Here is a 12,369-nt window from a genome sequence, read left to right as displayed (position 1 = left end):
CCAACGGGCGGGGGGCTTAAGACGCTGCTGGCAAAGCAGTTGAAAACTGCACGATCTCTTTGGGAGGGGCGGGCCGCCTCGGGTCGGGGAGAGTTACGCGCTGGATTCAATGCCGAGCCCTCCCCTCGCTCGACCCTCCCAAGGCGAGGGTGATTCAAACGGCTGGCAATACAAGACTGAAGAACTGCACGACCTCGAGGCCTGGGAGGTATGCGAGCTGGACGGCGTTTTCGAGTTGTCTGGCATCGGGGAGTGTAAATTTGCTATGCGTGACAGTGGCGCCACGTTTGTCAGGCGGTGCCGCTTGTCTTCTTCCGGATCGAACCGCGTGAAACCCCTGCGTCCTCCAACCGATTGGCATCCCAAGCGATGCAACCGATGGACGCGTCTGGTCAGACCAGAGACGGTGTTTGCGTTCTCCAAGAAGACGCTGCAACTCGGATTGTTGCTGACGTGTTTCACATCCATTCCCACCTCGATGGGTTGTCGCGGCATCGGTCGATTTGGCGAAAGCCGGCAATCGATCGCAGCCCGTCGGCTGTCACGGCAAGGGCTCAAGGCGATGCGCCAAGGTGAATGGGCCGTTGCGGAAACACTTTTCACCGAGGCACTCGACGTCTCCAGTGTCAACGACGCGGCACATCGCGGGATGTCGGAGTCCTTGTGGCAAAAAGGCCAGCAAGACGATGCGATCGAGCACCTTGAAAAAGCGGTTCAGCTTTCCGCCGGGGACCCCAAGCACATGCAGCGGTTGGGACGGATGTACCTCGAAGTAGGGCGTGTCGACGAAGCAACGCGTCAGTGTCAAATCGCACTGGATTCGGATCGTGAGTGGGCCGCTTTGTGGGCCTTGTGGGGCGATTGTCAGGTCGCTCGCAATGAAAAGGACGAGGCATTGGCGGCGTACCATCGTGCGTTGTCGCTGCAGCCCGACTACCCGTATGTCCAATTGCGAACCGCCGAGATTTACCATCAACAGAAGCGTTACGACCGTTTGCTCGCGACTCTGGACCGGATTCGCGAAGACGCGGACGTTGTCGGTGACATGGATGAAGCGATTCGACCCGGAGCGGCCGATTTGCTGCGAGGCATCGCGATGCGAGAACTGGGGCGTAGCGAAGAGTCGGTTCAATATTTCATTGCGTCGGCACGAAAGAATCCCAGCGATGCGACCTCGCGATTGCAGTTGGCATCCGTTGCGGTCGAGACGGGACAGCCACAAATTGCTCAGACCTGGTTGGCTCAGGCAATGCGATTGGATCCTGCCGCTGTTCGCGACGCCGGATGGAATGTGGAGACCTGGTCGGCAACACCGCCGGGAATGATTTCCCCGGAGAACGCCCATCTGGAAACATCGGCGGTGCCCATCATCGCGGCTCAACCCGATGCAGCTCGACCTTGGATTCAGTGATCCGCCGGCACGTCGTCCTGATTGGCTGCACGACACAGGCGGTCTGAGATTGCGGCGAGCAGGTTGGGATTGCAGTCCGGACTCCAGTCGATCGTCACCAATTGATCCACCTCAATCTGATCAAACTCACCCGAATCCGCGCGACGCAGCGTCTCGTACAGACGATTGGCAATCTCGAGCGGAACGCCTGACGGTGACAGGCTCCAAACGTCGGCGTAACCCGCCATCGGTTTGGCTGGCCCCCGAAGCTGAATGCGGAGGACCCGCTTCGAATCATCGGGACTGCGTGAGCATGGATGGCGATTCTGTTCCGGAACCAATCGCAGCGGCGTTCTCGGGGAGTAGTGTTTGCGATGCATCCCCGGCGAAGCGGCAGGCGTGTCAGGTGAAGCATTCAAAGCGGCTGAGTGGGTCGTCGTGGCCGAGACCACGTTTTCGCCCAGCAGGCTTTCAAGTTTCGCGACTGAAACGACGCCTTCGCGAAGGATCGTCGGCGGAGCGTTCGGATTGGCAATCGACAGCACCGTGGATTCCAAACCGACATCACAGATACCACCATCGAGCACCCACTCGATCGAGTGTTCCAGTCCATCGATCACATGTTCGGGGCGAGTCGGGCTGACGTAGTTGGAAACGTTGGCGCTGGGGGCGGCGATGGGGAGCGAGACCTCGCGCAACAATTGCAAAGCGACCGGGTGCGCGGGGACACGCACGGCCACGGTGTCTCCTCCCGCGGTGACGCAGTCGAGCACCGACTCGGATCGCGGCAGCACCAGTGTCAGTGGTCCAGGCCACAGGGAACTGGCCGCTTCAAAACGGCGACGCGTGATCTCGGAATCGATCACGACCAACGACTGGACTGCGCTGGGATCACCCACGTGCAGAATCAAGGGGTTGGTCGCGGGCCGTTGTTTGGCCGCGAAAATTTTCGCGACGGTGTCGGGTTGGTCGCCGCGAGCGGCCAAGCCATAGACGGTTTCGGTGGGCAGTCCAACCAATTTCCCAGCGCGCAGGGCTTGGCTGGCCAGCCGGATGGATTCCGGCGTGGCAGGCAAGATCTTGGGATGGGAGGCGGTGGGATTCATGACGTTGAAGTCTGATTCATTCCCGCGGAATGACAAGATCCCCGCGAGACAGACATCACACCCGGCAAGTCAGCTCATTCTTCGGGCGATTGGAATGAATCTTCGACGTCGCGAAAGGTCTTCAGCATCAGGTCCATCTGTTCCTGCAATCGGCTGAGGTCGCGACTGTTGTCGATCGATTCCTCCAGCAGCGGACGCATCCATTCTTGCATCAGGTGGAACTGACCTTTGACCAGATCCGCGATCACGCGTGGGACTTTGTGCTGGACGAGGATCTTTTGGTCCGGCGGCGAAGCGACTTGTTGCCGTGAGATGGCTTCCAGCTGAGTCGCAGTGGATGCTAAGCGGCCTGACATCAATTCGCCCATCGACAGCAACGTTTGTCGCAGCGTGTCGACTCGCGAGTCCATGCGTTCTTCGGCCGAGTGATCTTCCATCGCGATGGCTTTGGCGATGACTTGCCGGATTGATTCCAGGCCATCTCGCATCGATGCCAACTGACGCAGTACCTGAGCGGCTTGGTCCTCACCGTCCATGCCCGACATTCGGACACTTTCGACAAACGCATACTTGATTGCGTCCCAGCGTTGCTTCTCTTCCGGATTCAGGATGCCCATCAGTTCCTTGAACTTCAGGACATTGGCTTCGTTGTCCGTCGTCAGTGTCTGGGCGTCTTGTTCGTAGTTGCTGATGATCAGCGATTGCAATTCGGCATCGTTCATCACCGGCGCAACTCGTTCAGCGATCCGGTTCATGTTCCGGTAGCTGCCCTGCAGTTTGAACGGAGGCTCGGTGCGATACTCATCGGCTTGAGCGGCTGAGCGGATGTAGGCACGGTTGACCCGCAGGACCACATCACGGACTCGCAACAATTTGCGAGTGACTTCGAACATGTCTCGAATTTGATCCATGCTGAAATTGGCTTCCAGCTCGATGCCCTCGGCTGAGTCTCGACCGGCAGCGGAAATGATCGCTCGCGCGTCCGATGGCGACGCATTGGAAAGCGGTGCCAAGGTCACGTTGCTGGTCAAACAGTTTTCGAGATAGCTCATCTCAAATGCATCGGCCGACTCGCCAATGATCTCGCCCAAGTTGTAAACGTCGGCGCGGTTGGAAAGCATGTCGGGGATTTGGAAACGATCGCCCGATTCGGTGTACGGGTTGCCCGCCATGACCACCGCGACTCGTCGTCCACGCAGGTCATACGTTCGCGTCTTGCCGTCTCGAACCCCTTCGATTTTTCGCGTCGCATCGCACAGGGAGATGAATTTCTGCAGCAATTCCGGGTGTGTGTGCTGGATGTCATCCAGGTACAGCATCACATTGTCGCCCATCTCGAGCGCCAAGTTCAAACGCATGACCTCTTCGCGAGCGGCGGCATTCGGGGCTTCATCTGGGTCCAGCGACGTCACGCCATGACCGATTGCGGGGCCGTTGATTTTCATGAACACCAGTCCAAGCCGGCTGGCGATGTATTCCATCAAGGTCGTTTTGCCATAACCCGGTGGTGAGATCAGCAGCAACAGACCCATTCGGTCGGTGCGTTTGTCTTCGCCGACCGTGCCCATTTGTTTGGCAAGGTTGTCGCCGATCAGTGGCAGGTAAACTTCGTCGAGCAATCGATTGCGGACAAAGCTGCTGAGGATCCGAGGTTTGAATTCATCCAAACGCATCGATTCACGAGCTGACTCAACGCACTCAGTTTTGGCTTGGTGAAGGGAGCGGAATCGCGGCACCACATCTTCTCGGTACCCACGCAGACGCGTGATGAATTCGTGGTAGTGCAGCGGCATTTCGCCACGCTCGATCCGGGCATGGCTGCCAACCAAACCTGTCAAACGCTTCGCGACTGGAACGTCGATGACCTCGGTGGCGGGGCAAGCCTCCGTCGGGGTTTTCTTGGCCTCCATCGCGGACTGGAAGATCATCCAAGCCAACTCGTCTCGGTACCATTGAGGTGAATCGCCGGTTTCGTTTGCGTCCCCGGCGGCGCGTTTGTCAAGAAACGCATCGGCCCAGTTGCGAGCCAGCACAAAGGTGTGAATGGGCGAGGAACTGTTGGGCTTCAGCCCGCCGAGCACCCAACGTTTTTGATCGGAAGCGGGAAGCGAACGAAGGAAGCCTTCATGCAACGCATGAGCTTGGCCGCTGATGGCGACTTGGTCCGGTGCGATGGTCAGTTGTTCAAACAAATAGTCGGCGATCCGTTCCGGTGTGACCACGCTGTCAAACAGAGCCATCCATTCGGATTGGCGTTCGGATGCCAGTTCAGCCAAGTGCTGACGAAATTCGACGGCAGGTTGAGCTTGAGGGAAGGCGATCGCGAGTTTGGCAAAGCCCGCAATCCAGTGCTTCATCTGCGTGCGTTGCGTGGTGTCCAGAAAGCACTGCCACCAGAACTGAGACGCGGTGCGAAGCGAAGGAGCGTGTCGCAGAAGTCCAATCGAACGATCCAGTTCGACCAGTCCTCGCAAGATGATCGCGGAGTCCACGTCGTGAACACCTTTGGCGTACCCCTCATCAAATCGTCCCGCCATGCGCTCGGCAACCCAAGCCGCGTTCAGCGATTCCAAATCTTCGATTGATTCGGCTTGCCCGGATTCAAACAGATCCATCGCCAAAAACTCGGCTCGATAAACGTCCGAGTTCTCACTGATCAGCGACTGGTTCCAAATGTCCCGTGCCGCGGTCAGGCGTTCATCGCGGATCGGATCAAAGTACTGGGTGCCCGTCAGATGCAAGCAGAGTTCATTGCTGCGGAGGACGGTGGTCAGGTCCAGTGGTTGGGTGTTGACCGCGAATTTACGTTCGCCGAGTCGAATGACATCGCCACCCTCTTCGTAGAGGTCTTGGCGATCTTTGAGTCCCCGCAGGGCATCTTCGCGAAGGGTTTTGAGGCGGCTCTGCAAGTCACCGACTCGAACGGCATCGCCAAGCTCATCGAGTTCGTCGATCAGGCTGCGGATCTTGCCGACCATCAAGTCGCCAGCGAAGTACGCCGCGATTTGGTCGATCGATTCCATGTTCGAAACACGGTGCTGGATCCCGTTGAGAATCCGTTCGGCGGCCGAACTGAGAGCCTCGGCCCTTCGGTTGCGTTTTTCGACCAGCGAAACTTTTCGCGATTCGAAGGCACCGTAGACATCTTCGCGACGAGAGGCGAGCGTTTCGATGAACTCATCGAACTCAGCAAATCGGCCTTCCAGCTCTTCGAGTTGGACCATGACTTTGGTCAGGTACTCGTCGCAGCGAGTGGGCGTGTCGCAAACGTCGAGGTAGCCGGTCGTGGTTTGTTCGAGCAACTTCAACTGCGACGCGAATTCGGCACGTCCTTCGACGCCGATCAATTCTTGCTTGCGATTTTTGAGCGCACTGCGAACGCGATTGACCGTGGCGAACACGTCGCCGATGGAATCGATGATCGTGGTTCGCTGAGTCGCATCATCAATTTGCAGGTTGCTCACCGTTTCGGTCAGCAGTTCCAGATCGGCGGCGGCTTGATCGATTTCCGATTCGAGCACTTTGGCCTGGGAGACACCTTTGATCTCGGGAACGCGGGTTTCCGCTTCGCCGACTCGATCGCGATACGGTTGCAAGGCGTCTTCGTCGAGCAGGAATTCGACGCAGCGACGGCTGAGACGGTCCGATTGCTCGGCGGTGATCGTTTCCAGTTCTTCAACGATCGCAACGTCCACAAACCGAAGTTCACGCAGCGCGATCGCTCGACCTCGCTGGACTCGCAATTTTGCGAGTGAGGCGACAAATTGATCGATCGAAGTGAAACGAGAACGCTCGATCTCTTTCAGCGTCGTGTTGGTGTCGGACTGAGCCTGGCGAGTTTGCTTGGCCGTGGCTTCGCGAACACGAACGACTTTTTCGTATTCTTCGATCGCCGCTCCCGCCGTTTCGCGAATTTTGCGAAGCGGTTCGGCAAGGTGATGTGTCTCTTCGTTGTCGATCCAGAAGTAACTGTCCAGGACATCGCCCGACTTCTTGGACAGGTCGACGTACAAGTCGTTGTAGCTGTCGTCCTTTTCAATCAGTTGCAGCAGTTCACTGCATTCCGCCATCCCTCGAACCAGGTCTTTGTTGCCGATCTTGAAGAGCAACGAATCGGTTTGATTGTCGGGCAGGTAGTCTTCGCTGGTGAAGGGCGTTTGCCAAAGCTGGATCGCGTGGTGTTTTTGCGGCGTGTCTTGGCCTTTGAAGCAAACCATTTCGCCGGCTTCAAAGAACGTTTGCCCATGGCACACCAACGGTGTGTCGACGGATTGGCGAATTTGGTTGTAACGCAGCTGAATGTAAGTTCCGTCTTCGACATTTGAAAACAGATACAAGCTGTCTTCACCGTTGGGCGAGTTGATCGTGCGCTCGTAACGCATGTCGACCAGGCCGTGGTCGAAGCGTTTGAACTCACCGGACTGCAAGTAGTAGCCACCGGGGAAGATCAGGCCTTGGTCGCCCGGCAGCATCACGCAGGCGTGTTGAATCTCATCCAAACGGATCGCTTGGTTGATCTTGCCGTTGAAGATGATGTAGCGAAATTGGTTCTCTTGATACGGTTTGATCTTGAGCAAGACCAAGTGACCGACGATTGCATAATGGATTTCTGCGTCGTCGAGTTTTTGATCGAAGTTGTCGACCGGTTCGGCGTAGATGCCTTCGCCGACGCTGGTGTTGTTTTCAACTTTGATCGTCAGGTCACCGCCCACTGTTTCGACAAACACGCGGTCGTCGATGGAGATGTGCGGGTGCTCACCGTAATGATGCATGTCGCGCGTTGTCCGCAGCCAGCGGAATTCGTGCTGGTCGGGCAAGCGGACTTCGTGATCACTGCGGTTGTCGACGTATTGCAGGCCTTCGGGACTGCGCCGCCATTTGAACGATTTGATATCGCGAGCGGTTTTGCCGACTCGAAACACCATGTGCAGGATGGGTCCGGACACAAAGAACCGCAGGAACGTGGTGTCTTTGTAGAACCGATACAGTTCATGGAAATCGCTGACGAAGCGATCGTCCATGATTCGTTCGAGTTGCCGTTCATGGAACTCATTGGATTCCATGCGGTAGATTGAAAACACATCGGCCAGTTCGATCTCGGTTTTCAAGCCGAACTGAACGTTGTATCCGAACAGAAACTCGTCGCCGATCGAGACGATGTCTCGTGGGACGCAGTTGTGTTCGGTGGTCACACGCTGCGTCGCGAGCAGTCGCGTTTCGATGTTTCCGAAGACTTCGCCACGGTCCTCGTTCAGCTTGGCGAGTCGATCGCGAAGATCGCCCGCGGCGGTGCGGAGGCGGTTGCGGAGGACTTCGTAGGTGCCACCGGACATTTGCGCGGTGTTGGCCTTTGAAATCCCTGCCTCCGATCCACCGTCAGCAGCGGAACCGGGCAGCGAAGCCGCTTCGGGGGAAGCGTCCTCAGCCACGATCAGGCCTTCTTCCCGTTAGGCGAGACTTTCTTCGCCGGAACGGTTGTAGGCTCGGATGTGAGCAAGCGACTGACCTTTTGATCGGCAACGTTGGCGGTTCCCGCCATGCTGAGCAGGCTGGTCAATTGCGTCCGGACATCGTCGGTGCTGGACATGCCCATCAGCTTGGCGATCAATGCCGCGATGGAGAGGTCTTTCACGCCGTCGGTGTCCAAGCCGAACTGTGAGATCAGATCCTTGACTTGATCGCGGAAGTAATCCGCGTTGCCGTCGAAGAATGTGTTCTTGACGTCGGTTGCGACTTGGCTGTTGTAGACAAATCGGTCGATTGCTTTGCCGCCTTTGACCGCGGAAGTGATTTGTTCGAAGAATTCTCCGTCGCCACCGACGATGTCGATTCGAGCGGCTTGCAGGGCTTCGCCGATGACACTCGCTTGGCTTTCGGCAATTCCGCGTTGAGCTTCGATCGCTGCGACTTCGACGAACTTTTCTTTCTCGAGTTTGAGTTTGAACTCTTCGTGTTCTTTGCCGACGCCGTCCAGTTTCTTCATCGCTTCGGCTTTCTCGGTGATCCCGGTCGCTTCGGCGGTGAACTTCTCGCGAGAAACCTTGGCTTCGGCCAGGCCTTCTTTTTCCAGCGAAATGGCTTTGGCTTCTTGGACCTGAGCTTCGGCCAAGCCAGCTGCCGCGGATTGCGCGACTTCGGCTTCGGCCAACATTTTGGTGGCGGCGGTTTCTTTTTCGGCCGCGTCGCGTTTGGCTTCGGCTTCGATGCGGACTTTTTCAGCCAGCAACTCGCTGCTTTCTTTTTCCGCTTGAGCCAGCTTGGTTTGACGGATCAGTTCTTCTTCCGCCTTCATTTGTGCGGCCGTGATCTGAACTGTTTTTTGACGTTCGGCCTTGGCGTGTTCTTCGGTGTCCTTGATTCGTTCTTGTTCTTCGACCACGGCCCGTTCGACCGCGACACGTTCTCGAATCACCTCTTGGATGTTGCGTTTCTCGATTTCGATCGCCTTTTCTTTTTCGACTTCGGCGACGCCCACGACACGCATGCGATCGGTGGCTTCCAAGTCGCGATCGCGATTGACGCGTTCCAGTTCGACGGCATCCGTCTTTTCCTTGTTTCGCATCGCGACCAGGATTTGACGAGACTTGTTCTCTTCGGCGATCCCAATTTCTTCTTCGGTTTGGATCCGGGCTCGCTCTGATTCCAGGCGTTGTTCTTCGCGAACCTTGGCGGCGGAGGCTTGTTCGCGCGAGGTGATTTCCGCGATTTCGCGTTTTTGTTTTTCGACCGCTTCGACGCGTTGACGTTCCAGTTCGAGGATCGTTTCTTCGGCTTCGACGTCCTGCTTCTTCAGCGTCTTTTCTTTGTCACGTGTGAACTGGTTTTCCTTGACCTTCTCCGTCGAGGTCAGTTCGGTGATCTTCTTGATGCCCTCGGCGTCGAGGATGTTGGTTGGACTGAGCATGTCCAACGGCGTTTGTTCCAGGTAATCGATCGCGGCATCGTCGAGTCGGTAACCGTTCAGGTCGGTGCCGATGACCTTCAGGATTTCTTCTTTGAACTTGTCGCGTTGGTCGTAGAGATCGACGAAGTCAAATTGCTTGCCGACCGTCTTCAGAGCTTCGCTGAATTTCGCGTCGAACAGTTCTCGCAGTGTTTCCAGTTCGCTACAGCGTTTGGCACCGATCGACTGAGCGACCTCTTTCATTTCCTCAGGGCTTTTGTCGACGCGAACGAAGAACGCGACTTTGATGTCGGCGCGAATGTTGTCGCGGCAGATCAGACCTTCGCTGCCTTGGCGATGGATCTCAAAGCTTTTCAGCGTGAGGTCCATGAATTCATATTGCTGGATCAGCGGGATGATCAGCATGCCTTCGCCGGTCACGGCTCGGACGCCGCCGGCACCCGATTTCACGATCGCTCGATCGGGGCCGACCTTGATGTAGTAGCTCTTGAATAGCAGAGCGACGACCAAGCCGATGAGGAACAGTCCTCCGACGACGATGATCAAAGCGTCTAAACCGACGGAATCTGTGATGAGAGCAGCCAGCATGAGCGTTCTTTCGTGTGTTTGACCGCGGGATGATTCGACGGACGAATCCGGGAAATGATTTGCCTGTTGGTCAGGCGTGGAATGTCAGTCGACGGGGCGCGCCAAATTACGCCGTGGGGGGCGAATCAGCCTGCACCAAGTAGGTTTTGGTGTTTTGATCATAGCTCACCACCGTGACCCGTCCCCCTTTTGGGATAATTTCACCTTCGGTTCGGACGGAAATCAGGAGGGGGGCCGCATCAGTCGCAAAACGCGCACGACCGAACGATTCGTCCGCCTGACGGGTTTCGATGACCGCCGACCCGCCAACCAGGTTGGAAGCGTGAAATTCGACGGGAGGAACCAGCATCCGGTGCAGTGGCCAGGTCACGATTTTGGTCGCGACGATCCCGAAGACGCCGTTGCGAATGGTCAGCAAACCGCTGGTCAAGAACGTGGGGTCATAGCGCCGCACGTCGTAGCCAAACCACAGGTAAAAGCTGATCACCCAGAACAGAACGCTGAAAACGGACAGCCAGACGACCAGGGGAACCCGGTCCAAATTCATGGCTCGCAGGGTCGCGGCGCCGGTGCCACCGAACCAATCGCTGTGCATCGGTTCGCCGGCGGTGTCCACGCCCCAATCGCCGCCGACGTCCCCTGCGAAATCGGGCGCATCAAGATCGGGGACGTCCAGATCGACATCCACATCGGCGCCGAGATCGATCACGCCCAGCAGGGCGATCACCGCGTAGAGCAGGAACAAGGTGGCCAAAACCGTGGCTGGCCACATGGGGCCGACCAGGATCGAATCGAGTCGATCTGTCCAAGTGATTGCCAACATGCATCTGTCTCCTGAAAAGAATCCTCACGGGTCTCGCGGGGGGAAGGGATCTTATCACGAGGCGGGAATGCATGCCGCACGGGGCGCTCGAATGCCGGTTTGTTGCCAAGAAGCGATCTGTTGAATCGCCCCAGAAAGAAGTACAAGCACGCCTGCAAAACCCGCTCTCTTTTCGCGTGCCTTTTTGATGGACCGAACCCCCGTCTCTGCCACCACCCAGTCGAGCCCAGCTGCCGGCGGGAGCGACCGAAACCTCACTCGAAGCCTAGGCGATGCGGCATGTTTCGGCGGCATGGTCGGCTGCGGTGAAACCTATTTTTCCGCGTTCGCGTTGGCGGTGGGGTTGAGTGAAACGGCATCGGGTTTGGTCGCCAGCATTCCGTTGTTGGTGGGCGGGGTGATCCAATTGGTGTCTCTCAAAGCGATCGCCTGGATCGGCGGCTACCAACGTTGGATCGTCGCCGGAGCTGTCTTGCAATCACTCGCGTTTTTACCGCTGGCCTATGCGGCTTGGACCGGAAGTCTGTCGATCGTGATGTTCCTGTTGATCGCGTCGGTTTACTGGGCCGCGGGCCTCTCGACCGGGCCGGCGTGGAACACATGGATTGAACAGATCGTGCCCGTGGCAGGGCGAGCCCGATTCTTTTCCAAGCGATCTCGACTGCAACAGATTTGCACCTTCTCGGGGTTGATGGTCGCCGGGTTGGTGTTGCAGTGGACGTCCCAGGAGGGCATCGCACTGACTGGGTTTGCAGGGTTGTTCTTCGTCGCCGCGGTGCTGCGATTGATGTCGGCAAGTTTCTTGCACCGGACACGCCATGCTCAATCCGTCCCCCTGCACGTCGAGCGTTCGCCGGCGAGCGTCGCTGGGGAGCATGCTGTGGATGAACCTGTCGACGAACGATCGGCGATTCAGTTGCTGGCTTACTTGGTTGCCATGCAAGTCTTCATCCAGCTCAGTGGACCATACTTTGTGCCATACATGCTGGGGCAGCTGGAGTTTGACTACGTCGTCTACGTGGGCTTGATCGCGCTCGCCTTCCTCAGCAAAGTCATCTCGTTTGCCTTTTGGGGACGCATTGCGGAAGAGTCCGGTGCGGCAAAGGTGCTGTGGTTCGGTGGCATCGGATTGGTGCCACTGGCATCGCTGTGGATTGTCTCCACCAACCTGGTTTGGTTGGCGGTGATTCAGATCCTCAGCGGCATCGCTTGGGCGGCTTATGAACTGGGTTTCTTTCTGATGTTCTTTGAAACCTTGCCCGCGAAGCACCGAACCCGGTTGCTGACCTATCACAACTTTGCCAACACGCTGGCCATTTGTGTGGGCGCTCTGGCCGGGGCAGCAATTTTGGCGTATTGGGGCCCCAAGTCGCAGACCTATTACTACCTGTTCGGTCTCTCGTCGACCGGCCGGTTGCTTTGCTTGGGATTGTTGGTCGGAGCCGTTCTTCCCAAGCATTCCTTGAAATCGATCGGCATGCGAGTGCTCGCAATTCGTCCCGGGGCGGGCAGCGTGACCGCCCCGATCATTGCCAGTGCTGAGGAGTGAGTTGCGGCG

General features: G+C 57.3%; 6 protein-coding genes. 2 read left to right on the top strand and 4 right to left on the bottom strand.

The features are described 5' to 3' along the window. The first annotated feature begins 265 nt into the window (after positions 1–265). Positions 266–1,411 (top strand): tetratricopeptide repeat protein, encoded by a 1,146-nt coding sequence (locus UH5x_RS10460; RefSeq protein ID WP_083434787.1) that lies wholly within the window; start codon positions 266–268, stop codon positions 1,409–1,411. On the opposite strand, the gene UH5x_RS10455 is transcribed toward UH5x_RS10460, so the two are convergent. The 4 genes from UH5x_RS10455 to UH5x_RS10440 form a co-directional block, all read right to left on the bottom strand. Next, positions 1,405–2,496 carry an L-threonylcarbamoyladenylate synthase gene (locus tag UH5x_RS10455; protein WP_482635627.1) on the bottom strand — a complete coding sequence of 364 codons (1,092 nt, stop codon included), beginning with the start codon at positions 2,494–2,496 and terminating at the stop codon, positions 1,405–1,407. The genes UH5x_RS10460 and UH5x_RS10455 overlap by 7 nt on opposite strands. Before the next feature lie 74 nt (positions 2,497–2,570). Continuing rightward, on the bottom strand, positions 2,571–7,925 hold the full coding sequence (locus UH5x_RS10450; protein ID WP_482635626.1) for a DNA repair ATPase: 5,355 nt from the start codon (positions 7,923–7,925) through the stop codon (positions 2,571–2,573). A gap of 2 nt (positions 7,926–7,927) precedes the next feature. Beyond that, positions 7,928–9,988, bottom strand: coding sequence for a flotillin family protein (locus UH5x_RS10445; RefSeq protein WP_047813174.1), 2,061 nt, complete (start codon positions 9,986–9,988; stop codon positions 7,928–7,930). Between the two features lie 106 nt (positions 9,989–10,094). Continuing rightward, the gene (locus UH5x_RS10440) at positions 10,095–10,811 is read right to left on the bottom strand and encodes an OB-fold-containig protein (RefSeq protein ID WP_047813173.1); all 717 of its coding nucleotides are present in this window, start codon (positions 10,809–10,811) and stop codon (positions 10,095–10,097) included. Positions 10,812–10,998: 187 nt separating this feature from the next. Here UH5x_RS10440 and UH5x_RS10435 point away from each other — a divergent pair, with 187 nt between their 5' ends. Further along, the gene (locus UH5x_RS10435) at positions 10,999–12,360 is read left to right on the top strand and encodes an MFS transporter (RefSeq protein ID WP_482635625.1); all 1,362 of its coding nucleotides are present in this window, start codon (positions 10,999–11,001) and stop codon (positions 12,358–12,360) included. Positions 12,361–12,369 lie beyond the last annotated feature (9 nt).

Source organism: Rhodopirellula sp. UH5, assembly GCF_056839225.1.
The sequence above is the reverse complement of the archived record's forward strand: the minus strand, read 5'-3'. Positions and strand labels throughout refer to the sequence as shown.